Here is a 23,261-nt window from a genome sequence, read left to right as displayed (position 1 = left end):
AAGGGACGACCGTGAAGGCACGTGTGACTGTGACATTGAAGTCGGGCATCCTCGATCCGCAGGGCAAGGCGATCGAGGGTGCGCTGAAATCGCTCGGCGTCGACGGCGTCGCCAGCGTTCGCCAGGGCAAGGTGTTCGACATCGAGCTCGCCGCGACCGACAAGACCAAGGCGGAAGCGGCGCTGAAGGCCGCCGCCGACAAGTTGTTGGCGAATACCGTGATCGAGAATTATGCCATCGAACTGAAGGCGTAAGGGGCGAGCAAATGGCCGACGTGACGATGGAGCTGATGTTCGAAGTGATGAAATCGGTCCAGGCGCGTTTGGCTCAGGTCGACGGCAAGATCGATGAGTTGAAGCAGGAAATGCAGGCATCGCGAACGTCTCAGAATGGTATCCGCCAGGAAATTACCGGCGTGTTCCAGGAGATTTCCGGTATTCACGCGACGCTGGTTCGCCACGAAGGGCGTCTTGACCGCATAGAGACACGTCTCGAATTGAACGAAGTACCAACTCCATGAAATCAGCCGTCCTCGTCTTCCCCGGCATCAACCGCGAGCGCGACATGGCGCGCGCGCTCAAGCTCGCATCCGGCAATGAGACCGCGATGGTCTGGCACGCCGAGACCGCGCTGCCCAAAGGCACGGACCTCGTGGTGGTGCCCGGCGGCTTCTCCTATGGCGATTACCTGCGCTGCGGCGCGATCGCGGCCCGCGCGCCGGTGATGGACGCGGTGCGCGACTTCGCCGCCAAGGGCGGGCTCGTGCTCGGCGTCTGCAACGGCTTCCAGATCCTCTGCGAGTCGGGGCTGCTACCGGGCGTGCTGATGCGCAATGCCGGGCTGAAGTTCATCTGCCGCGACGTGCATATGCGCGTCGAGCGTTCCGACACGCCGTTCACCCGCGGCTACAATGCCGGCCAGGTGATCCGCGTGCCGGTGGCTCACGGCGAAGGCAATTACGAGGCGGACGAAGAGACGCTGAAGCGGCTCGAAGGCGACGGGCGGGTGCTGTACCGCTACTGCTCGCCGGAGGGCGTGGTCGACGAGGCCTCCAATCTGAACGGCGCCGCGCATTCGATCGCCGGCATCGTCAATGAGCGCGGCAACGTGCTCGGCATGATGCCGCATCCGGAAAACCACGTCGAAGAGATCATGGGCTGCACCGACGGCCGCGGCCTGTTCGCAGGCCTGGTCCAGCAGTTCGAAAAGGCGGCGTAATCACCATAGCGTTTTCGAGCGAAGTGGGGACCGGTTCGCGTGAAGAAAACGCGTCAGAATAAAATGCGGCGGTGGTGCGTTGCCGCGGCTGCGGCGCTTCTGCTTGCGACGTCGGCCTACGCCCAGGACTTCCCGAAGCGTCCGATCACGATGATCGTGCCGTTCACGGCCGGCGGCACCTCCGACGTCATCGCCCGCGCGGTCGCCGACCAGATGGGCACGGCGCTCGGCCAGAGCATCATCATCGAGAATGTCGGCGGCGCCGGCGGCTCCACCGCGCTCGCCCGCGCCGCGCGCGCCGAGCCGGACGGCTACACCATCGCGATCGGCAATGCCGGCACCAACGCCGCGACCTACACGATCTATCCGAAGCTGCCGTTTACGCCTGACTCCTTCGCGCCGATCGCCGTGGTCGCCAAGACCTTCGGCATCGTCGCGCTGCGCAAGGATTTTCCGGCCAAGGACCTCAAGGAATTCATCGACTACGCCAGGAACAATCCGGGCAAGGTCAATCTCGGCCATGCCGGCGTCGGCTCCTCGAATTACCTGATCTGCAAGAGCTTTGTTCATGCCGCCGGCATCGACGTGCAGCTGGTCGGCTATCGCGGCGCGGCGCTTGCGCTGACGGACGCGATCGGCAGTCAGATCGACGGCGTCTGCGATGCCGCGGCCTCGGTGTCGCAGGCGATCGACGACAAATTGGTGAAAGCGGTCGTGGTCGGCTCGACGGTACGGCTTGCGTCGTTGCCGGAACTGCCGACCTCGGCCGAGGCCGGACTGCCCGAGTTCGAGGCGCAGGGCTGGAACGGCCTGTTCGCGCCGAAGGGCACACCGCCCGAGATCATCGCCAAGCTCAACGCCGCCGCGCGCACCGCGGTTGCGAGCGAGGCGGTGAAGAAGCGCTTCGCCGACCTGTCGACCGTCGCCCCCGACGCCAATGAGCTCGCGCCCGAGGCGCTGCAGCAGCTCGTGACCCGCGACGTCGCGAAATACCGCACGCTGCTGGCGGACGATAAGAAGTAGAGGGTCATCGTCGCTGCGTTGGCTCTGCCCTCGACGCGGTCGCCGAGGCGGCGAGTCTTGCGTCAGCCGCTCGCCAGACTGGCCTGAAATTTGCTGGTGATCTCCCGATCGATCAGGACGGGAGCGCATCATGCTCATTCGCAAGGCTCACTGCACGATTGCGTTCCTATGCGCGCTGCTGTGGTCGCATTGGGCGATGGCCGAGACCACGTTGCGCATCGCCATGACGGCGTCCGATATCCCGACGGCCACCGGGCTGCCGAATAACGGCTTCGAAGGCATGCGCTTTCTCGGTTATCCGATCTTTGAAGGTTTGGTGCTGTGGAATTTGAGCGGAACCGACCGCTTGGCGACTTTGCGTCCCGGACTCGCGGAGAAATGGGAACAGGACCCCGTCGACAACAAGACCTGGATTTTCCATCTGCGCCAGGGCGTCAAATTCCACGATGGTACCGATTTCAATGCCGATGCCGTGATCTGGAATCTCGATCGCTACTTCAACAGCGAGAGCCCGCAATTTGAGCCGCCGAGTTCGGCGATGTCGCGGGCGCGGGTCCCGGTGATGGGCAGTTACCGGAAGATCGATGACGCAACGGTGGCGATCTCGACGACGAAGCCGGCATCCTATTTTCCCTATATGGCGGTCTATCTTCTGTTCACCTCGCCCGCCTCATTCGAAAAGGCCGGCCGCGACTGGGCCAAGGTCGCGACGTTGCCGGCTGCCGGCACCGGGCCGTTCCGCATCACCAGGATTGTGCCGCGGCAAGAGGCAGATCTGGCGCGTTGGGACAAGTATTGGGACACGAGCAAGACAGCGAAGGTCGACAATGTCGTGTTGCTGCCGATCCCCGAGGCCAATTCGCGGCTGGCCGCCTTGCGTGCCGGCCAGGTCGACTGGATCGAAGTGCCGCCGGCCGATGGCGTCGACTCGCTGAAATCCGCCGGCTTCACCATTACCACCGGCTCCTATCCGCATGTCTGGCCGTGGTTCTACAACATCGGCGCCGCCAACAGCCCGTTCAAGGACGTCAGGGTTCGCCAGGCCCTGAACTACTGCATCGATCGGGACGGGCTGGTGTCCCTGCTCAACGGGACCGCAGAGCCGTCGGTCGGCTGGCTCAAGGCCAGCGATCCCGATTTCGGCGCGCCGGTCAATCACTACAAGTTCGATCCGACCAAGGGCAAGGCGCTGCTTGCCGAGGCGGGTTACACGTCGGCGAAGCCATTGGCGTTCAAGGTGCTGATCTCGAATTCAGGCTCGGGGCAGATGCTGCCCCTGCCGATGAACGAATTCCTGCAGCAGAACCTGAAGGAAGCCTGCGGGGTCGATGTGGAATTCGACGTCATCGAGTGGCAGGTGCTTCTGACGGCGGCCCGGGCCACGCCCGACAGCCCAACTTTGCGCGGCGCCATGGCGCTCAATATCAGCTCGCCTTCGTCGGACGCCGGCGTGATGGCGCGCTATTTCCTGGCCGCCAATTTTTCACCGAACGGTTTCAATTTCGAGCAATGGAAGGACGGCGAGTTCGAAGCCGCACTCAAGACGATTTCGGAAGCGACCGATCCGAAAGTGATCTCGGCGGCTTACCGCAAGGCGCATGAGCGCCTCGTCGACGATCCGCCCTGGCTCTATATTGTCCACGATCTGAACCCTCGCGCGATGAGTCCGAAGGTGAAGGGTTTTGTGTCGCCCCAATCGTGGTTCGTCGACCTCACGCTGGTCAGCGTGCAATAAGCCGGGGTCCAGCATCGTCGCCCGCATGCTGCGCCCGAGTGCGAGCGAAGCGGTGAAGAAGCGGTTCGTCGACCTGTCGACGGTCGTACCCGACGCCAATGAACTCGCGCGCCGAGGTGCTGCAGCAACTCGTGACCCGCGACGTTGCGAAGGACGACAAGAAGTAGCATTTCCGCGGCGTGCAACGCCCTGATGCGGACACAGTCCGCGACGAGCCTGAGTTCAGGTCTGATCGGGGAAAGCGGCCATGCGCCGTGTGATCTTGCGTTGCTGCGCCGGCATTGCGCTTGCTTGGCTGGTTGCCGGCCCAGTAGCCGGCGAACAGGCTACGTTGACTTATCCCCCCTGGACGAAGTTCTGCATAGCCGACACCTGCATTGTCGGGCGAGAGGGGCGATCGAAGATAGAGAACATAGACTGCGGGGCAGTCGTGGCAGCCGCGCTGATCGCGCGCACCGGAGATTCCAGGAAGACGTTGCGCGTTTTCTTGCCGACCCGGGTGATAGTCGAACGTGGTGTTCGGATCATTATCGATCAGGGACAAGCGATTGAGCGGCCCTACGCGGGCTGCTTTGCCTACGGTTGCACGGCTGACTACGACGCCGGACCGGAAATGGTCGATCAGCTCAAGCAAGCGCATGCGCTCACTCTGGAAGCCTTCGATAAGGCCAATTCGCCGATCAGCCTGACCGTGCCGCTCGCCGGATTCGCTGATGCTTGCGATGGACCCGCACAAGGGACGAAGGTCATCGAGGAGGTGCTTTCGGCGGAGGAAAAGCAGGCGAGATCGGAGCGTGCGAAGCGCGCCGAAGAGGAGCGCAAAGCGCGCTGTGAAGCGAGATAGGCGACCGCAAATAGCGGGTCTGTCAGATTCGATGAGCAGCAGCTAAAGCCTGCGCAGCCACCGTTTGACTGCTTCGCCCGGCACCGTCATCGCGGCGACGCCGGCCATGACCAGCACGAGGCCGAGCGCGAGATTCGACGGTACGGATTCCCCGAGCAGGATCACCGACAGCGCGACGCCGATCGGAATGCGAAGATAACCTTGCGCATTCGTCGTCAGCGTGCCGAGCCGCGTCAGGCACATGTAGAACAGCATCAGGCCGAACGCGCTGGAGAAGATGCCCATCACGACGGTGGCGACCAGCGCCTGCGGCGTCGGGTGCAGGGTCCAGGGATGGTCGACGATCAGGGCGACCGGCAGCAGCACGGTGCCGCCGAACAACAGCGAGCCGGCCGCCACGACCATCGGATCATAGTCCGACAGCCGAAGCCCGAAGATCGTGGCGCAGGCGAACGAGACGGTGGCGAGCAGGATCGCGATCTCGGCGAAGATCTCCTTGCCGAAGCCTGAGAGTGCGTCGAGGCCGATGATCGCGACCGTGCCGGCGAGGCCGAGGATCGCGCCGACCAGCTTGAGCAGAGAGGCCGGCTCGTGTCGCGTGATCGCCCAGGTGATGAGGAAGGCGAAGATCGGCGTCGTCGAGGCCAGCACCACGGTGTTGGATGCCGGCACGTAAAGCTGCGCCCAGGTGATCACCAAAAACGGGATCGTGGAGTTGATGGTCTGCTGGAAGGCGAACAGCTTCCAGGCCTTGAGGTCGGTCGGGATGCGGATGCCGCGAATGCGCAGCACGATGAGCAGGAAGGCGGCGGCCACCAGCGAGCGCGCGGAAATGAAGGTGACCGGCGGGATCGAGCCGAGCCCGATCTTGGTGAGCGGGTAGGTCGAGCTCCAGCAGCACGCCAGCGCCAGCAGCAGCGCATAATCGCGCCAGCCGCGCGCGCCCGGCGCCGACGTGGACGAGGTGGGCACTTTCGCGGGAGCCGTCACGCCGCCCGTTTTCGCTGTGCTCTTCGGCACCTTGATTTGGCTCCCTTCGCGCATTGGCGCGCGAAGCAGCAATCTAGCGCGGCGGCGCGATGCAAGGCTAGGGTATTGAATTTACGCCGATATCCCGCTTGGAGGAATTGGTGCGGGCGCGTCTGAGGGACTGAGGCTGGAGGCGTCCCGACGCCTCCGGCGTATACTACCGTTTGGTGACTTGGCCCACACGGGCGTCTGGCTCGTCCTGCTAGCCTCAGCACCATGACGAAGCATTTCAGATTACCGATCATTTTCACTGCGCGTCGTCGCAACGCAATGCTTCGCTGCGGAGACCAGGGGCGCCGGCTCAACCTTCGTGTCGCCGGTGATGGCGAAATGGATCGATGCCTACAAGGCGAAGACCGGCAACACCGTCAGCTATCAATCGGTGGGCTCGAGCATCGGCGTCGGCCTGATCAAGAAGGCCGCCGTCGATTTCGGGACGAGCGATATGCCGCTCGATCCGAAGGAGCTGGAGAGGCTCGGCATGGTGCAATTCCCTATCGTGATCGGAGGCGTCGTGCCGGTGGTCAACATCGCGGGCGTCAAGCCCGGCCAGATCCAGTTCACCGGACAGCTGCTCGCCGATATCTATCTCGGCAAGGTCAAATCGTGGAACAATCCGGCCATTCAGGCGGTCAATCCCGATCTGAAGCTGCCGCGCACGGCGATCACCGTCGTGCATCGCCTCGATGGATCGGGGACGACGTTCAATTGGTCGAACTATCTTGCGAAGGTCAGTGCGCGGTGGAAGGCAAGCGTCGGAGAGGGCTCGTCGGTCGAGTGGCCGGTCGGGCTCGGCAGCAAGGGCAACGATGGCGTCGCCTCGCTCGTCGGCCTGATTCCCGGGTCGATCGGCTATCTCGAATACGCCTACGCGCTGCAACGGCTTGACCGGATTTCCTTCGGCCTGGTGCAGAACAGTGCCGGCAATTTCGTCACCCCCGACGCCGCATCGTTCCAGGCTGCGGCCTCGAGCGCGGACTGGATGGCGACGCAGGACTTCAACCTGGTCCTCACCAACGCTCCCGGCGAGGACGCATACCCGATCACGGCCACGACCTTCGTCCTGATGCACAAGCAGCCGAAATCGCCCGACGGGTCGGCAACCGCGATCAACTTCCTGCGCTGGTCGTTGCATAGCGGCAAGCCGCAGGCTCAATTGCTCAACTACGTTCCTCTGCCGGCCACGCTGGTCGAACAGATCGAGCAGTATTGGCAACACAATTTCGAGGCGCTTACGGCGTCGGCAGCGGCGTCCGGAAAGCGGACTGATCGGTAGACCACGCGGATACGCTACTTAAATCCGATCACCATCGAATCCGGGCCAACGAGCGGTTCGACCCGCGTTCGGGAAAATCCGACGTCGCGCATCCAAGCCTGACAGTCTTCGCCTGTGTAGTCAAACCCACCGGCGGTTTCGATCAGCATATTCAAGCTCATCAGAAGCCCGAAAGCGTTTTCGCGGCGATCGTCATCGATGATGGCGTCATAAACAATGATTGCGCCACCTTTCGGAAGCGCATCGAATGCCTTGCCGAGAAGCGCCCGTTTCTTGGCAAGGTCCCAATCATGAAGGATGTGACCCATGATGATGACGTCAACCTCCGGCAGCGGGTCCTCGAAGAAGTTTCCTCCCCGAAACCGCACCCGATCCTCCAGCCCGCGCTGAGCGATAAATTCCTCGAACACCGGCTTGACCGCGGGAAGGTCGAAGCCGATGCCGGTGAGGTGCGGATGGTCGTGTGCGAGCGTGGCAGGCACCATGCCCTGAGCCGAACCGAGATCCATGAAAGTCTTGTACTCGCTCCAAGGGAACTTGCCGGCAATAGCATGCGCCGCACCCGCGCTTATTGCGCTCATCGCGGTCAGAAATCCCCGCAACCGATCCGGATCGGCATACAATGCCGCAAATAAGTCTTCTCCTCCGCCCTTGCCCTCGTTCTGCAATTCGCCGCTGCGCAGGGCCTCCGTGAGCGATCCCCAAAAGCCATAGAGCCGGGCATTCGCCATCTCCAGAATGCCTCCGATGTAGGATGGCTTGGCGCGATCGAGATACAGGTCCGTGTCCGGGGTGTTGCTGTAGATGCCGTTCTCGCGCTCAAGCAATCTGAGCGCCACCAGCGAATCGAGGAAGTCGCGGGCCGATCGCTGATGCAACGCAAGCGTCCTTTGCAGCGTCGGCAGGTCGGCGGGGCCATCGGCCAACGTACTGAACACGCCCAGTTCGACGGCGCTCAAGAGCGTTTTGGACGCCCAAAAGCCCAGACCAATCTGCATAATATGTTCCGGTGTTGCGGCGCTCATGACTTGATCCCAATTGGTTGTCACTGCTGGTGCAGCCGGGTGAACATGTCGCCCCTGGTTCGGGCCTGGTGCGCCGGGAGGGTGGCAGGGGTTCACCACGGCGTCATTCAAATAACGGCGAATAAATTTGAGTTTGACACTTCGGCTCGGTGAACGCCAGTGGCGCAGGATTGGCGAGAACGAATCAGCGATGGACGCCGCTCCGGCGTCCATCGCGTGAGCTTTGCCTGAAATGCCGGACCATGCTCTAGCGCAGGACCTGGCCCAGCACCTCGCCGTCGACCTGCTGCGGTGCCGAGCCGAGGATTCGCATGATGGTCGGCGCCACGTCGATATTGCGCATGTGCCGCACCACGGTGTCCTTGCGGATCTGCGGCCCGGCGGCGATGAACGTCGCGCTCATCACCGGAAGCTCGGGGTCGTGACCGTGGGCGCCATAGAAGTTCGGCATCGACAGCATGGTGGTTGCCGCGTTGAACGGCGCGTCGCCCTGGCGCGCGACGCCGGGGTTCTGGATGCCGTCGAAATTGTAGCCGGGCGCCATCAGCGCGAACACGTCGCCATAGTCCTGGCCGATGGTCTTGCTGATGCATTGTCCGGTTCCGGCGTCGCATTGCAGCGGCCGGGTCTCGACGACGGTGAAGATGCGTTGGTCCTTGAGTGAGTAGTTGAAGCGGGCATTGGGGTCGACCGCGTTCTTCACCGCGTCAGTGATCTGCGCCACCAGGGTGCGGTAGGTCGCCAGATCAACGGTGCCGCCGAGCTCGCGGTTCTGCAGGTTGATGTAGATGTCGGCGGCGGGGCCGGAGGTGCGGATCCCGACCTTGCTGGTGTCGATCCCGGCGTTGCGCAGGATGTTGGTGAGATTGACCGAGGTGTGGAACGGCGCGAAGCCGTGGTCCGACACCACGATCACGTTGCTGTCGCGGCCCGCCGCATCGGCGATCTGCTTCACCGCCTTGTCGGCCGTCTGGTAGGCGAAACGGATGTAGGACGCGTAGCGCTTGACCTTGGCAGCATCCTGGTTGGCGCCGATCGAATTCGGATCGGTCGGGTTGGTGCCCTGGCGGGGATCGGTCAGCAGGAACTGGTGCTCGGAGCCGTCGGGCTGCTCGATATAGACCATGACGAGGTCGGCGTCCGGATGGGTCTTGATCGCGCGCTCGCCGATATTGGCCTGGTAGCGCACGAAGGTCTTCACCATGTCCTCGAACATCGTCTCGATCTCGACGTCGGAGAAGCTGGTGAAGCCGGGGCTCAGGCGCTCCGGAATGCGGAAGTCGGCCTGCGGACGCCAGAACCCGATGTTGTTGTTGATGTCGTCGACGTCGGCGAGCACAGGCGTATTGCGCGGGATGTAATTGGCGCCGTAGCGGGCGAAGCGCACCACCGCGAGATCGGGAGACAGCGCAGAGACGAAGTACGCGGCACCAACCTTCGCCCCGCTGCCTTCAAAGAAGAACGGTGCGTTCTCGCCGCCGAACTTGACATAGGCCGGTCCGGTCGACGGCGCGTGGAACGGTCCTGCGGTGATGCCGCGGTTGGCATCGAAGAACACCAGCGTGTCGTAGTTCACCTTCCGATCGTTGGTGGTGTCGATTGCGGCGACGCGGATCGAATATTTGACGTCGAGCGTCGAGGCATTGGTGCAGGTCGCGGTTGCCGCGGCCGAGCAGGAGAACGTCTCGATCGGTGCCGAGGTCACCAGCACCGGGCTGAACGAGAAATGGCCGGCAGCCTGCAGCGCCGTCACGATGCTCGGGTCGGCGGTGAAGTCGCCTCGCGACAGCGAGAAACCCTGGGCCCCGATGCCGCCGAACGCGCCGAACGGGACCGTGAAGTCGGTGATGCGGGTCGGCTGGGCCGGCTGCACCACGGTCTTGTTGATGGAGATGTCGGCGCCGTCGCCGCCGGGCCAGGTCGCCGTGACAACCTTCTTGCCCTGCTGGCGCAGCTGCACCCACAACGGCACCGCGGTCGGGTGCGGCGACGGCCCGAGCGGATTCTCGCTGTAGCCGCCGATCGGCGCCGCAAAGCCGCTGATGCTGCCGGAGATCGGCCCGACGATCGGCTCGAACGTGTTCGAGGGGATGTCGTTGTGGACCGCCGTCGAACCGGTCGCGATGGCAATATGAGACACCGCGGTGAGCGACGGTGACGCCGTCACGTTCTGCAACGCCACCGCGCCGCGTCGGCTGAGCCGGGCGAGGCCGCCGTCGCGCGGCAGTACGCCTTCCTCGATGAATTTCTGGATGAAATCGGGCTTGGCACCGTCAAGCGAGATCATCACCACGCGCGGCTTGCGGCCGTGATGACCGCCGTCATGATCCTGGTCTTGATCCTGATCGTGACCGCGAGCATCGCCAACGCCGCGATCACCATTATCGCCGTCTTGACTGGCGCGCGCCGGAGTTGCAGTCCACACCAGCGATGCGACAAGCGACATCGCCGTCGTAACGGAAACGAACGTCTTCAATTTCATGAGAATGCCCCAATTTCGCTGCGCGAACGCACAAACGGAAACCGTTCAGCAATCTTCGGGGGCTTGCCTGACGCGCATGTGACGCGCGCGCGACGACGCAACGACAGTGCGTCGATGCGTCACAACTGCAGTTCGTATTGCCTCACGCGAAGAACGCGCGTGAACACAACGCGCTAGAGCTGTGCTGTCGATTCAATCCGTGCCGATGTAACGGCTGGATGACGGCGAGCGTCCACAGACGTCACACGCTTTACGCCGTTGCCTGCGCCGGCGCCCTGCGCTTCACCCGCTTGATGGTGCCGGAGAAGGTGAACAGCGGCCGCTCCGCCGATGTCAGCATGCCCCGCACGAAGATCAGCGACATGCCGGCGCGGGTGACCTCGCCGGTGCACTCGATCAGGTCGCCCTCGCGGGCGGCGTCGAGGAATTCCGACGCGAACGACACCGTGACGCCGGGGCCCTGCAGCACCGAGCCGGCGAGCGCGAACAGGCAGTAATCCGCGAAGGTCATGAAGCAGCCGCCGTGGACGTTGCCGGAGCCGTTGAGGTGCTTCTTGCCGACCCGGAACGCGCAGGTGATGCGGCCGTTCTCGTCCATGCGGTGGTAGAACGGGCCGGTATGGGTCTCGAAATTGTCCCGGGTCCAGGTTCGCCAGCCGGCGAATTCGCCCTGGGTTTCGACGTGCAGGTCGGGGCGGCGGTTGAATGCGGTTTTGGCGAGCTCGTTCACGAAATATGGCCTTCAATTATCGGGTTCGGGTCCTTAAATCCGATCCATCCCCATTGTGCAAATCCGGGAGCAGATCCCGGGCCGCGGCCAGCTGCCGCAAAGCTCTGGACAGGCCGGAAATGGGCCCTAAAAGGCCTTTTCGCCCCCGTTCTATCTACCTATTAAGGGTCCCATGAACGCGCCCAAGAACGACGCCAAGAACGAGCCCCAAATCACCCCCGAACTCGTCGCCGCCCACGGGCTGAAGCCGGACGAGTACGAGCGGATCCTGAAGCTGATCGGGCGGGTTCCGACCTTCACCGAGCTCGGCATCTTCTCGGCGATGTGGAACGAGCACTGCTCGTACAAGTCGTCGCGCATCCATCTGCGCGGGCTGCCGACCAAGGCCCCCTGGGTGATCCAGGGCCCCGGCGAGAATGCCGGCGTGATCGACATCGGCGACGGGCAGGCCGTGGTCTTCAAGATGGAGAGCCACAATCACCCGAGCTACATCGAGCCCTACCAGGGCGCGACCACCGGCGTCGGTGGCATCCTGCGCGACGTCTTCACCATGGGCGCGCGGCCGATCGCCTGCCTGAACGCGCTGAGCTTCGGTGCGCCCGAGCATCCCAAGACCCGGCATCTGGTGTCCGGCGTGGTCGCGGGCGTCGGCGGCTACGGCAATTCCTTCGGCGTGCCGACGGTCGGCGGCCAGGTGCGTTTCCACACCCGCTATGACGGCAACATCCTGGTCAACGCCATGGCGGTCGGCCTCGCCGACGCCGACAAGATCTTCTACGCGGCGGCCTCCGGCGTGAACATGCCGATCGTCTATCTCGGCTCCAAGACCGGCCGCGACGGCATCCACGGCGCCTCGATGGCCTCGGCCGAATTCGACGACGCCTCCGAGGAGAAGCGCCCGACCGTGCAGGTCGGCGATCCCTTCGCCGAGAAGCTCTTGCTGGAAGCCTGCCTCGAGATCATGGAAAAGGGTTGCGTGATCGCGATCCAGGACATGGGCGCGGCGGGCCTGACCTGCTCGGCGGTTGAGATGGGCGCCAAGGGCGATCTCGGCGTCGAGCTCGACCTCAGCGCGGTGCCGACCCGCGAGACCGGCATGAGCGCCTACGAGATGATGCTCTCGGAAAGCCAGGAGCGCATGCTCATGGTGCTCAAGCCCGAGAAGGAGAAAGAGGCCGAGGCGATCTTCCGCAAATGGGGGCTCGATTTCGCCATCGTCGGCTACACGACGCCGACCAAGCGCTTCGTCGTCAAGCATGCTGGCGACGTGATGGCCGATCTGCCGATCAAGGAGCTCGGTGACGAGGCGCCGGTCTACGACCGTCCGCACGTCGCCTCGAATGCGCTGCCGGTGATCCGCGGGCAGGACGTCAAGCCGCCGCTCGGCATCGCGGATGCGCTGGAAAAGCTGATCGGCACGCCCGAATTGTGCTCGAAGCGCTGGGTGTGGGAGCAGTACGACCACGTCATCCTCGGCAATACGATGCAGCGCCCCGGCGGCGATGCCGCGGTGGTTCGCGTCGAGGACGGACCGAAGGGCCTTGCGCTCACCGTCGACGTCACGCCGCGCTATTGCGAGGCCGATCCGTTCGAGGGCGGCAAGCAGGCGGTCGCGGAAGCCTGGCGCAACATCACCGCGGTCGGCGGCCGGCCGCTCGCGATCACCGACAATCTCAACTTCGGCAATCCCGAGCGCCCCGAGATCATGGGTCAGTTCGTCGGCTGCCTGAAGGGCATTTCGGAGGCCTGCCGCACGCTGGATTTCCCGGTCGTGTCCGGCAACGTGTCGCTCTACAACGAGACCAACGGCCGCGGCATCCTGCCGACGCCCTCGATCGGCGGCGTCGGCCTGCTCGACGACTTCACGAAGTCCGCGACCCTGGCGTTCAAGGCGGCCGGCGAGGCGATCCTCCTGGTTGGCGACACGCAGGGCTGGCTCGGCCAGTCGGTCTATCTGCGCGACGTCTGCGGCCGCGAGGAGGGCGCTCCGCCGCCGGTCGATCTCGCTGCCGAGAAGCGCAATGGCGACGTGGTGCGCGGCATGATCCACGCCGGCACCGCGACCGCGGTGCACGACGTCTCCGACGGCGGTCTTTTGATCGCGCTCGCCGAAATGGCGATCGCAAGCGGCATCGGCGCGCAACTCCTGGCCGCGCCGTCCTCGATCGTGCCGCACGCCTATTGGTACGGCGAGGATCAGGCCCGCTACATCGTCACCGTGCCGGCCGCCGACGCAGGCCTCGTGCTGGCCAAGATGAAGGGCGCCGGCGTGCCCTGCGCGCGCATCGGCACCACCGGCGGCGACGCGATTGTGGTGGCCGGGGAGTCGCCGGTTGCGGTCGAAAGCCTGTCGCGCGCCTTCGAGCACTGGCTGCCGAACTACATGCACGGCACTGCCGCCTGATCCGGCTGGATCAGGCGCCGCGAGCAACGATTCAATGGCGCGATGAACCCATCATCGCGCCATTTCTATTCCGAACGTGATCCCTTCGGATCATGCCTTATGTCGCGCCGCGGACCGCGCGCCAGGCAAAGATGATGATGCAGGCGCCGATGAAGCCGGCGACGAGATAGCTGAGCCAGCCTCCGCCGAGCGATACGCCGAGCAGACCCAATAGCCAGTTCGCCAGCGCGGCGCCGACAATGCCGAGGATGATATTCATGAAGATGCCGGTTCCGGATTTCATGAACATCTCGGCGAGCCAGCCCGCCAGTCCGCCGACGATGATGGCGGCGATCCATCCAACTTGAGGGTCGTTCATCTCAGGACTCCCTAGGGTCAAGCAGTCCGGCCAGCATACCTGAGAATCACCTGGCGGGATGTGACCAAAGGCAGGTTGTGCGCAACTTGTCGGCCGCGAAAATGCCGTTAGCCCCGCCGCTTGCGCCGCGCCCGGCGTTCGGCCGCGGTGATCAGGATGCGCGGGCCCGGCCCCTGGGCGCCGAGCTTGTCGTCGCAGTTGCGCAGCGGGCAATCGGTCACCGACAGGCAGCCGCAGCCGATGCAGTTGAACAGCTTGTCGCGGAGGTCGGTGAGATCGTTGATGCGCTGCTCGAGCGTCTCGGTCCAGGCGCGCATCGCGCGCTCCCATTCGCGCACGGTCGGCGCGCGATCGAGCGGTATCGCGGCGAAGGTCTGCCTGATCTCTTCCAGCGGGATCCCGGCGCGCTGCGCGATCCTGATCACCGCGATCCGCCGCAGCACCCCGCGCATGTAGCGGCGCTGGTTGCCGCCGGTGCGGCGGCTCGCGATCAGTCCCTTGCTCTCGTAGAAGTGAAGGGTGGAGACGGCAAGCCCGCTGCGCCGCGCCACTTCGCCGACTGAAAGCTCCTGCGCAAGCGTCATTGCAAATCCTGGATTAGAAGTCCTGCAAGCTGCCAGCCTTGACCTCAACCATACTTGAGGTTCTATATCAGTTGCGAGCTTGCAGGGGCAAGCTTCCGGCCGACACGCCGGGGTTCGTTCTTGGAAGCAATATGCCGTCCGCATCATTTTCGTCGCGCCGCTGGCTCGGGCTTCGTGCCAGGCCGTTCGGCATCACCGTTCTGTTGCTCGCCTGTGCCGCGGCCGGCTTGTTTGCCTGGCGCGCAGGCGGATCCAGCGCCTCGGCCAAGCCCACCGCCGAAGCCCGGCCGACGCCGGTCGCGGCGATGGTGGTGCGGACCGAAACCCTGCCGCGGTCGATCGAGGCGATCGGCTCGCTGCAGGCGGTGCGTCAGGTGATTCTGGCGCCGGAGGTTGCCGGCCGCGTCACCGCGATCAATTTCGATGCCGGCATCGATGTCGCCGAGGGTTCGCCGCTGGTGCAACTCTATGACGCGCCGCTGCGCGCCGCGCGTGCGGTTGCGGTCTCCAAGGGGCGCTTCGCGCAATTGCAGGAGAAGCGCTCGCAGGGCCTCGCGCCGTCCGGCTTCGTGACCCAGGAGACGCTGCAGCAGCGGCAGGAGGATCTGAAGCAGGCCGACGCCTCGCTCGACCAGCTCGATGCGCAGATCGCGCAGATGACGATCCGCGCGCCGTTCGCGGGCCAGATCGGCCTGCGCAAGGTCAATCTCGGCCAATACGTCAATGCCGGCGATGCGCTCGCGACGCTGACCGCGCTCGACCAGCTCTATGCCAATTTCACCGTTCCGCAGCAGCGCCTGTCAAATCTGAAGGTGGGAGGCGCGGTGACGATCCGTACCGATGCTTTCCCCGATCGGGTGTTCGAGGCCAAGATCAACGCCATCGAGCCGCAGGTCGCCGAGGACACCCGCAATGTCCTCGTGCAAGCCCTGTTTCCTAATCCCGACCGGCTGCTGCGGCCGGGCCTCTTCGTGATGGTGAACGTCGTGCTGCCGCCGCAGGCCGACGCCATCGTGGTGCCGGTCACCGCGATCCAGACCAGCGCATCCGGCGAGAGCGTGCTGGTCGTGCGCGACAACAAGGCGGTCGGCGTCGCTGTCAAGACCGGGCAACGGATCGGCGAGCGTGTCGTGGTGGAGCAGGGGCTTGCGCCCGGCGATCACATCGTCACCGCGGGCCAGCTCCGCGTCATGCCCGGCGCGGCCGTCCAGACGACCATGGCGGAGACGCCGGAGAAGGGGCGCTGACCCGCGAGCGGTAGGCGACCAAAGGCAAGCATCATGCATTTCACCGACATCTTCATCCGCCGGCCGATTCTGGCGACGGTCGTCAGCCTGCTGATCCTGTTGATCGGCACCGCAGCGATGGTCTCGCTGCCGGTGCGGCAATATCCCAACATGGAGAGCGCGACGATCCAGGTCGACGTCTCGTTCCCCGGTGCGACCCAGGACGTGATGCAGGGCTTCGTCACGTCCGTCATCGCGCAGTCGATCGCGACCGCCAACGGCATCGAGTACATGACCTCGAACTCGACGCTTGGCCTCAGCCAGATCAAGGCCAAGCTGGTGCTCAACGCCAATGCCGACCGCGCCATGACCGAGGTGCTCGCCAAGGTGCAGCAGGTCAAGTACCGGATGCCGGCCGGCGTGTTCGACCCTGTCATCACCAAGATCACCGACGGCGCCTCGGCGGTGCAGTACATCGCCTTCACCAGCGACACGCTGACGCCGGCGCAGATCACCGACTTCGCGACCCGCGTGGCGCAGCCGCTGCTCACCTCGGTGCCCGGCGTGGCGTCGGCCGACACCTCGGGCGGATCGTCGCTGGCGATGCGGGTGTGGATCGATCCGTTCAAGCTCGCGGCACGCGGGCTGACCGCGGCCGATATCTCCGCCGCGCTGTGGTCCAACAACGTGCAGGCGGCGCCGGGGCGGCTGCGCGGCGAAATGACCGTCACCAACATCACCGCGGCGACCGATCTGCGCAATCTCGACGATTTCCGCAAGATGGTGATCAAGACCGGCGCCGGCGGCGGAGGCCTGGTGCGGCTCGGCGACGTCGCCACCCTCGAGATCGGCGGCGAGAACTACGATTCCAACGCACGCGACAGCGGCAGGCCCACCGTCTACATCGCGGTGCAGCCGACCCCCGACGGCAACCCGCTGGAGATCGTCGCCGCCACCGCCAAGGTGATCGAGGACCTCAACCGCGTGGCGCCGCCCGGCTTGAAGGTCGCCGACGTCTTCAACATCGTGCACTTCGTCAAGGCTTCGATATCGGAGGTGCAGCATTCGCTGGCCGAGGCGATCGCGATCGTGGTGGTGGTGATCCTGCTGTTCCTGGGATCGTTCCGTTCCGTGCTGATCCCTGTGGTGACCGTGCCGCTGTCGCTGGTCGGCACCGCCGCGATGATGCTGGCGCTCGGCTTTTCGATCAATCTGCTGACCCTGCTCGCGATGGTGCTGGCGATCGGGCTCGTGGTCGACGACGCCATCGTGGTGGTGGAAAACATCCATCGTCACATCGAGGAAGGGCGGAGCCCCAGCGACGCCGCCTTGATTGGCGCGCGCGAGATCATCGGTCCCGTGATCGCGATGACGATCACGCTCGCCGCGGTCTATGCGCCGATCGGCCTGATGGGCGGCCTGACCGGCAGCCTGTTCCGCGAATTCGCCTTCACGCTGGCGGGCTCGGTGGTGGTCTCGGGCGTCATCGCCCTGACCTTGTCGCCGATGATGAGCGCGCAGCTGCTCGGCGAAGCCACCTCGCACGGCCGGTTTGCCCGCTTTGTCGAGCATCAGTTCTCAAGGCTGTCGCGCGGCTACGGCCGGCTGCTGGCCGCGACGCTCAAGATGCGCGCAGCGGTGCTGCTGGTGGCATTCGGCGTGCTGGCGGCGATCGTGGTGCTGTTCCTCGGCAGCCAGCGCGAGCTCGCGCCCTCCGAGGACCAGGGCTATGTGTTCACCGTGCTCCGCGCGCCGCAATATGCCAGCGTCGATTACACCACGCGCTCCTCCGACCAGATCGAGCAGCTGTTTCGCTCGTTTCCCGAATACCATGCGAGCTGGTTCATCAACGGTACCGACGGGCAGAACCATGCCTTCGGCGGCATCACCCTGACCGATTGGGACAAGCGCAAGCGCTCGGCCAACGACATCCAGAACCAGCTCTACGGCATGTCCTACGGCGTGCTCGGCGCCAGCGTGACGCCGTTCCAGCCGGCGGCGCTGCCGGCGGCGACCGGCGGCCTGCCGTTTCAGATGGTGGTGCGCTCGGCCGGCGATTTCGCCACCATCTATCAGGAGGTCGAGACGCTGAAGGGGGCCGCATGGAAGAGCGGGCTGTTCGCCTTCGTCGACAGCGATCTTGCCTTCGACAGCCCGACCGCGCGGATCACCATCGATCACGCCAAGGCGGCCGAGGCCGGCGTCAGCATGCAGACCATCGCCGACACTCTCGCGGTGCTGGTCGGCGAGAATTATGTCAACCGCTTCAATTTCTTTGAACGCTCCTACGAGGTGATCCCGCAGGTGCGCCAGGCCGACCGGGTCACGCCGGAAGGGCTCGGAAACTTCAACGTCCGTTCGAGCTCGGGGCAGATGTTTCCGCTGTCGACGGTGATCAAGGTCAACGTCAAGCCGGAGCCGAACCGGCTGCCGCAGTTCAATCAGATGAACGCGGCGACGATCTCGGCGGTGCTGAGGCCCGGCGTCACCATGGGGCAGGCGGTGTCGTTCATGCAGGCGCAGAAGCTGTCGCCGGGGATGACCGTCGACTGGCTGTCGGACAGCCGGCAATATGTCCAGGAGGGCAACCGTCTCATCGTCACCTTCGGCATGGCGCTGATCGTGATCTTCCTGGTGCTAGCGGCGCAGTTCGAAAGTTTTCGCGATCCGCTGGTGATCATGGTCACGGTGCCGCTGGCGGTCTGCGGCGCACTGCTGCCGCTGTATTTCGGCTTCACCACGCTGAACATCTACACCCAGATCGGCCTCGTCACCCTGATCGGGCTGATCTCCAAGCACGGCATCCTGATGGTGAGCTTCGCCAACGAGATCCAGCACCATGAAGGGCTCGACCGGGTCGCCGCGATCCAGAAGGCGGCCGCGGTGCGGATGCGGCCGGTGCTGATGACGACAGCCGCGATGGTCGCGGGCCTTGCCCCGCTGCTCTATGCCGACGGCGCCGGCGCCGCGAGCCGCTTCGCCATCGGCATCGTCGTGGTGATGGGCATGCTGATCGGCACGCTGTTCACGCTGTTCGTGCTGCCGACCTTCTACATCCTGATCGCCCGCGACCATCGCGCCGCGGCCGCCCCGCGGCTGGAAAGCGTGGCGGCGAGGGGCGAGATCGCTGCGTAGGCGTAGGGTGGGTAGAGCGCAGCGAAACCCACCATCTCGATGCACGGCACGAAAGTGATGGGTTTCGCTGCGCTCTACCCATCCTACGGCTTCATCGAACTAAAGCACGTATCTCGAGCCGGGAATCTTGCGCAACACGGCCGTGACCGCCCAGCTCAGCGCCACGGTGGCGAAGAACGCGATCGCGGCCTTGGCGAAGGCAGGCAGATCCATATCGAACAGCCAGTATTGCAGCCACAGCACGATCGGATAGTGCACCAGGAACATGCCGTAGGCGTCGCCCTGCATCCGGTCGAGCAGCGTCGGGCCCGACGATTTCGATTGCAGGAAGTAGGCCAGGATCGCGAACAGGATCGAGGCGCTGAACAGCACATAGAAGGTACCGTAGATCCCGAGATACCAGCCGGGCAGCGGATCGGGGTTACCGATGATCATGCGCTTGATGTAGATCATCACCCACATCAAACAGTAGGGGATCAGCGTGATGCCGGTCCAGAACCAGCGGCGCTCGGTCAGCCGTCCGTGCGCGCTGAGCACGCCACCCTCGAGGTTCGCCGCCCCGATTCCCGCGCCGATGAAGAAATAGGACGCGTACAGCAGCACGCGACTCGCCTGCACCGAAAACGGTCCGAACTCGAACCAGTAGTTCTGGCCGTAATGGACCAGCATCGGCAGGTAGGCGGCGACACTGACGATGACGAGGAACAGCCAGAACTTCGAGGGACGTTGAAATCCCTTGATCGACAGGCGGTTGATCGGATCGAGCAGACGCGGCGACACCCGGTACAGCAGGCTTGCCGTGAGGTCGAAAGCCATCAGGACATAGACGAACCAGATCGGGCCGCTTGGCCACGGCCCGACCGTCATGGTTTTCCACCAGAATTCGGAGAAGCTCAGCCCCGGCGTCGCGCGCAGCGCGATCGCGTAATAGGCGATCGGAATGACCGTGACAGCGCAGATCACGAACGGCAGGCCGAGCCGCAGCAGCCGGTCGCGCAGGAAGATCAGCCATGGCTTGTTGCCGAGCCCCGGCCAGACGAACAGCCCCGACAGGAAAAAGAACATCGCCATGAAGAAGCTGTCGGTGGCGAGCACCACGCAGTCGAAGCCGATCCACGATGTCGGGTCGGTGTGCCCGAAATAGGTGTAGGGGATCACCGCGTGGTGCAGCAGCACGACCAGGGTCAGGAAGGTGCGCGCGCGGTCCAGCGCGACATTGCGCTTGTGGAGCTTCGGTGCTGCCTGGATGTCGACGGCCGGAGCCGCGTGAGCAATCGATTTCATGGTGCCACCAGCCGGGTCTGCACCCTGATGTTGCAATCGGGAACCTGATTCAGCAAGGCCCAATCGGCCGGATGGGGGAGTATCGAGGTCGGTCATCTCGGCGAAGCTGTTTCGTCTTTGGAACTGCGGTCGGGTGCGGGCGTTCTCGTCCGACCTGGCGGACACGCGCGGTTATGAGGAGCGGGCAATGACAATTCTGAAATGGGCGCTGATCTTCCTTGTCGTGTCGATCATCGCGGGTTTGCTTGGCTTCACCGGCATTTCCGCCGCCTCCGCCGACATCGCGCGCTTTCTGTTCTATGTGTTCGTCGTGATCTTCCTGGTGCTCCTGATCCTCGGGCTCACGATATTTAGGGTATAGCTGGGATCGGGGCCAAGCGCTCCCGACGTCATGCCCGGGCCTCGCCCGGGCATTGCCGTTTTGCAGGCTGGGTCAGCGCGCGACCAAAGGCCGGGCGAGGCCCGGCGCTTGCGGCAGGCGACCCTAGGCGACTTCCTCGATCTTTACCTTGTCCGGATAGAAGGCGAGGTGGCCGGCAATCTCGGTCATCGCCGGGAAGGGCTCCTCATAGGTCCAGATCGCGTTGTCCAGCGTCTTGCCGTTGGCCTTGATGCTGAAGTAGTTCGCGTCCCCCTTGTACGGGCAATGCGTGGTCCGCTCGGTGCGGGTCAACAGCTCCATGTTGGCGTCCTGCCGGGGGACGTATTGCACGGCCGGATAGCTCGCTTCCTTCAAGGTCAGCGCATGGGTAGTCTCGGCGATCACGACGCCGTCGGCGATGACGCGGACGCGCTTGGCGTTGGGCGTGATCGTAATGGGATGATCGGGGCCGGGGAGCTTCATGATTCTGCGCCTCTTCTGGTCATTTCGGTGTGATGGCTTGTGACCGATTGATGCAGGTTTAAATCGCTGGGAATGGGAATATAGTGTGCCCGGGATGACCTAGAAGACCCCAAGGGCTAGGTTTTATCCTTAGGTTTATCTGGCCGATCTGGCCCTGATTCGAACGACCTGACGGAGGTGGACTGGGATGCCGATGGACGCCCGTGATATCGAATCGATGATCAAGGCAGCGATTCCCGATGCCGAGGTGACGATCCGCGATCTGGCCGGCGACGGCGACCACTACGCCGCCACTGTTATTTCCGAGTCATTCCGCGGCAAGTCCCGCGTCCAGCAGCACCAGATCGTCTACCAGTCGCTGAAGGGCCAGATGGGCGGCGTGCTGCACGCGCTGGCCCTGCAGACCGGCGTGCCGGAAGGCTAGGGCCCGGCAACGCTGCGGGCGGGGGCCTCAAGCATGGTGGACAATCCGCGTGGCGCGATGTTTCGCGTCATCGTGCCGAACCAGCACAGCCGCGTCACCAATGCCGAGCTGTTCTTCGACCTCGTCTTCGTCTTCGCCGTCACGCAGCTGTCGCATACGCTGCTGCACCACTTCACCCTGCTTGGGGCGGTGCAGGTCACGCTGCTGTTCCTCGCGGTGTGGTGGGTGTGGGTCTACACCACCTGGGTCACCAACTGGCTCAATCCCGAGCTGACGCCGGTCCGCCTGCTGCTGTTCGTGCTGATGCTGGGCGGGCTGTTGCTGTCGACCTCCATACCGACCGCCTTCGAGGGCCGCGGGCTGTGGTTCGCCGGGACCTATGCGGCAATGCAGGTCGGCCGCACCGCGTTCTGGCTGCTGGCGACGCCGCGGCGCCGGACGGCGGTGCGCCACAACGCCATCCGCATCCTGACCTGGCTGTCCTGCTCGGCCGTGCTGTGGATCCTCGGCGGATTCGCCGAGCACGAGACGCGGATGTGGCTCTGGATCGCGGCGCTGACCATCGAATATATCGCGCCGGCCGCGCGGTTCTGGACCCCTGGGCTCGGCTTTTCCTCGATCGAGGCGTGGTCGGTCGAGGGCGGCCACATGGCCGAGCGCTGCGCTGGCTTCATCATCATTGCGCTTGGCGAGGCCATCGTGGTCGATGGCGCGACCTTTGCCGAGCTGACCTGGACACCGGAGAACGTCGCCGCGTTCATCTCGGCGCTGGTCGGCAGCATCGCGATGTGGTGGATCTATTTCCACAAGGGCGCCGAGGCCGGCTCGGATATGATCTCCAAGTCAGAGGAATCCGGCCGCGTGGCGCGGATCGCCTATACCTATCTGCACATGCCGATCGTCGGCGGCATCATCCTCACCGCGGTGGCCGACGAACTGGTGCTGAAGCACCCGTCCGGCCATTCCGATCTGAACACGATCGTCAGCTCGGTCGGCGGGCCCATGCTGTTCCTGATCGGGACCATCCTGTTCAAATATGTGATCCGCAACTTCCTGCAGCTGTCGCACGGCGTCGGCATCGTCGCGCTGGCGATCACGGCCTATTTCGCCCGCGAGATGTCGCCGCTGGTGCTCTCGATCGTCACCACCGCGATCATGATCGTGGTCGCCGCGTGGGAGTCGATCTCGCTGCGGTCGACGGGGGAAGAGGAATAGCGGCCGCCGTTACTTGCGGCCGGCCTTTGCTACCAGGTGCTGCCAATAGACGAACAGCGGTGCGCCGATCACTTCGAGCGCGGTGAAGCCCACGAAGGGCAGCGGCGGCAAGCCGACCATCAGCATCGACAGCAGCCTGCCGATGCCGCCGAGGAAGATGCCGCCCCAGACCACCCGAAACAGCACGCTCTCGCTTTCGATCCGCGGTACCAGCCAGAGCAGCGCGAGGCCGAGACCGAGCCAGACCCCGCCGAAGAAGCGCAGATTGCTGTCGAGCACCGGCAGCGCCGGAACGCCCGCTGAGGCGTAGAGCGGATCGCTGACGCCCAGCATGGTGATGATGCCGGTCAGGATCGGGACCAGGGCGAGCAACGCCGTCGCGACCTGCAGCGGACGCCTGCCCATGATTTGCCCCGTCCTGGTTT

Annotated in this window: 22 protein-coding genes; 13 read left to right on the top strand and 9 right to left on the bottom strand. The window is 64.4% G+C overall.

Annotated elements, in window-relative coordinates; translation table 11 throughout:
* Positions 1–11: 11 nt before the first annotated feature.
* The 6 genes from purS (at position 12) to ACVI1L_RS40025 (ending at position 4,820) form a co-directional block, all read left to right on the top strand.
* Positions 12–254: a phosphoribosylformylglycinamidine synthase subunit PurS gene (gene purS, locus ACVI1L_RS40050; protein ID WP_092088518.1), complete on the top strand. Its 243-nt coding sequence runs from the start codon at positions 12–14 to the stop codon at positions 252–254.
* Between the two features lie 11 nt (positions 255–265).
* A complete protein-coding gene (locus ACVI1L_RS40045) occupies positions 266–520 on the top strand; it encodes a hypothetical protein (protein WP_057018387.1) in 255 nt (84 codons plus the stop codon).
* Entirely contained in the window at positions 517–1,218 is a 702-nt protein-coding gene (purQ, locus tag ACVI1L_RS40040; RefSeq protein ID WP_057018388.1) for a phosphoribosylformylglycinamidine synthase subunit PurQ, read from the top strand. The genes ACVI1L_RS40045 and purQ overlap by 4 nt, the downstream gene beginning before the upstream one ends.
* Before the next feature lie 63 nt (positions 1,219–1,281).
* Complete coding sequence (locus ACVI1L_RS40035) at positions 1,282–2,241, top strand: tripartite tricarboxylate transporter substrate-binding protein (RefSeq protein WP_456785667.1); 960 nt, start codon at positions 1,282–1,284, stop codon at positions 2,239–2,241.
* Between the two features lie 130 nt (positions 2,242–2,371).
* Positions 2,372–3,976, top strand: coding sequence for an ABC transporter substrate-binding protein (locus ACVI1L_RS40030; RefSeq protein WP_253623732.1), 1,605 nt, complete (start codon positions 2,372–2,374; stop codon positions 3,974–3,976).
* Positions 3,977–4,223: 247 nt separating this feature from the next.
* Positions 4,224–4,820 (top strand): invasion associated locus B family protein, encoded by a 597-nt coding sequence (locus ACVI1L_RS40025; protein ID WP_456785326.1) that lies wholly within the window; start codon positions 4,224–4,226, stop codon positions 4,818–4,820.
* Between the two features lie 42 nt (positions 4,821–4,862).
* Here ACVI1L_RS40025 and ACVI1L_RS40020 read toward each other — a convergent pair whose 3' ends face one another.
* Positions 4,863–5,840, bottom strand: a complete 978-nt coding sequence (locus tag ACVI1L_RS40020) for a DMT family transporter (RefSeq protein WP_057018461.1) — start codon at positions 5,838–5,840, stop codon at positions 4,863–4,865.
* A 235-nt stretch (positions 5,841–6,075) separates the two neighbouring features.
* Here ACVI1L_RS40020 and pstS point away from each other — a divergent pair, with 235 nt between their 5' ends.
* Positions 6,076–7,125, top strand: coding sequence for a phosphate ABC transporter substrate-binding protein PstS (gene pstS / locus ACVI1L_RS40015; RefSeq protein WP_456785666.1), 1,050 nt, complete (start codon positions 6,076–6,078; stop codon positions 7,123–7,125).
* 14 nt (positions 7,126–7,139) lie between these two features.
* Here pstS and ACVI1L_RS40010 read toward each other — a convergent pair whose 3' ends face one another.
* From ACVI1L_RS40010 to ACVI1L_RS40000, 3 genes are all read right to left on the bottom strand, one after another.
* Positions 7,140–8,150, bottom strand: a complete 1,011-nt coding sequence (locus ACVI1L_RS40010) for a methyltransferase (protein ID WP_057018393.1) — start codon at positions 8,148–8,150, stop codon at positions 7,140–7,142.
* 247 nt (positions 8,151–8,397) lie between these two features.
* Positions 8,398–10,632 carry an alkaline phosphatase family protein gene (locus tag ACVI1L_RS40005; RefSeq protein ID WP_456785325.1) on the bottom strand — a complete coding sequence of 745 codons (2,235 nt, stop codon included), beginning with the start codon at positions 10,630–10,632 and terminating at the stop codon, positions 8,398–8,400.
* A gap of 250 nt (positions 10,633–10,882) precedes the next feature.
* Positions 10,883–11,362, bottom strand: a complete 480-nt coding sequence (locus ACVI1L_RS40000) for a PaaI family thioesterase (RefSeq protein ID WP_456785324.1) — start codon at positions 11,360–11,362, stop codon at positions 10,883–10,885.
* Between the two features lie 172 nt (positions 11,363–11,534).
* On the opposite strand from ACVI1L_RS40000, the gene purL reads away from it, so the two are divergent.
* Complete coding sequence (purL, locus tag ACVI1L_RS39995; RefSeq protein WP_456785323.1) at positions 11,535–13,766, top strand: phosphoribosylformylglycinamidine synthase subunit PurL; 2,232 nt, start codon at positions 11,535–11,537, stop codon at positions 13,764–13,766.
* 97 nt (positions 13,767–13,863) lie between these two features.
* Here the strand turns inward: purL and ACVI1L_RS39990 are convergent, their stop codons facing one another.
* Positions 13,864–14,124, bottom strand: a complete 261-nt coding sequence (locus ACVI1L_RS39990; RefSeq protein ID WP_016843463.1) for a GlsB/YeaQ/YmgE family stress response membrane protein — start codon at positions 14,122–14,124, stop codon at positions 13,864–13,866.
* Between the two features lie 107 nt (positions 14,125–14,231).
* Positions 14,232–14,708 (bottom strand): redox-sensitive transcriptional activator SoxR, encoded by a 477-nt coding sequence (gene soxR, locus ACVI1L_RS39985; protein ID WP_057018397.1) that lies wholly within the window; start codon positions 14,706–14,708, stop codon positions 14,232–14,234.
* A 131-nt stretch (positions 14,709–14,839) separates the two neighbouring features.
* Here soxR and ACVI1L_RS39980 point away from each other — a divergent pair, with 131 nt between their 5' ends.
* Together ACVI1L_RS39980 and ACVI1L_RS39975 are read left to right on the top strand one after the other, a co-directional pair.
* Complete coding sequence (locus tag ACVI1L_RS39980) at positions 14,840–15,955, top strand: efflux RND transporter periplasmic adaptor subunit (protein ID WP_456785322.1); 1,116 nt, start codon at positions 14,840–14,842, stop codon at positions 15,953–15,955.
* Positions 15,956–15,988: 33 nt separating this feature from the next.
* Complete coding sequence (locus ACVI1L_RS39975; RefSeq protein WP_456785321.1) at positions 15,989–19,069, top strand: efflux RND transporter permease subunit; 3,081 nt, start codon at positions 15,989–15,991, stop codon at positions 19,067–19,069.
* 99 nt (positions 19,070–19,168) lie between these two features.
* Here ACVI1L_RS39975 and ACVI1L_RS39970 read toward each other — a convergent pair whose 3' ends face one another.
* On the bottom strand, positions 19,169–20,353 hold the full coding sequence (locus tag ACVI1L_RS39970) for an acyltransferase family protein (protein WP_057018399.1): 1,185 nt from the start codon (positions 20,351–20,353) through the stop codon (positions 19,169–19,171).
* A 187-nt stretch (positions 20,354–20,540) separates the two neighbouring features.
* On the opposite strand from ACVI1L_RS39970, the gene ACVI1L_RS39965 reads away from it, so the two are divergent.
* Complete coding sequence (locus ACVI1L_RS39965) at positions 20,541–20,714, top strand: DUF1328 domain-containing protein (RefSeq protein ID WP_024582607.1); 174 nt, start codon at positions 20,541–20,543, stop codon at positions 20,712–20,714.
* A gap of 123 nt (positions 20,715–20,837) precedes the next feature.
* Here the strand turns inward: ACVI1L_RS39965 and ACVI1L_RS39960 are convergent, their stop codons facing one another.
* Positions 20,838–21,197, bottom strand: coding sequence for a DUF427 domain-containing protein (locus ACVI1L_RS39960; protein ID WP_057018401.1), 360 nt, complete (start codon positions 21,195–21,197; stop codon positions 20,838–20,840).
* A gap of 187 nt (positions 21,198–21,384) precedes the next feature.
* Between ACVI1L_RS39960 and ACVI1L_RS39955 the strand changes: the two genes are divergently transcribed.
* Together ACVI1L_RS39955 and ACVI1L_RS39950 are read left to right on the top strand one after the other, a co-directional pair.
* The gene (locus ACVI1L_RS39955; RefSeq protein WP_016843470.1) at positions 21,385–21,621 is read left to right on the top strand and encodes a BolA family protein; all 237 of its coding nucleotides are present in this window, start codon (positions 21,385–21,387) and stop codon (positions 21,619–21,621) included.
* Between the two features lie 33 nt (positions 21,622–21,654).
* Positions 21,655–22,836: a low temperature requirement protein A gene (locus ACVI1L_RS39950; protein WP_456785320.1), complete on the top strand. Its 1,182-nt coding sequence runs from the start codon at positions 21,655–21,657 to the stop codon at positions 22,834–22,836.
* 9 nt (positions 22,837–22,845) lie between these two features.
* On the opposite strand, the gene ACVI1L_RS39945 is transcribed toward ACVI1L_RS39950, so the two are convergent.
* Positions 22,846–23,241 carry a DUF4345 domain-containing protein gene (locus ACVI1L_RS39945; RefSeq protein ID WP_253589915.1) on the bottom strand — a complete coding sequence of 132 codons (396 nt, stop codon included), beginning with the start codon at positions 23,239–23,241 and terminating at the stop codon, positions 22,846–22,848.
* Positions 23,242–23,261: the final 20 nt, after the last annotated feature.

The organism is Bradyrhizobium sp. USDA 4516, assembly GCF_054055915.1.
Note: the sequence above shows the minus strand (reverse complement) of the source record. Positions and strands in the feature narration are given on the sequence as shown.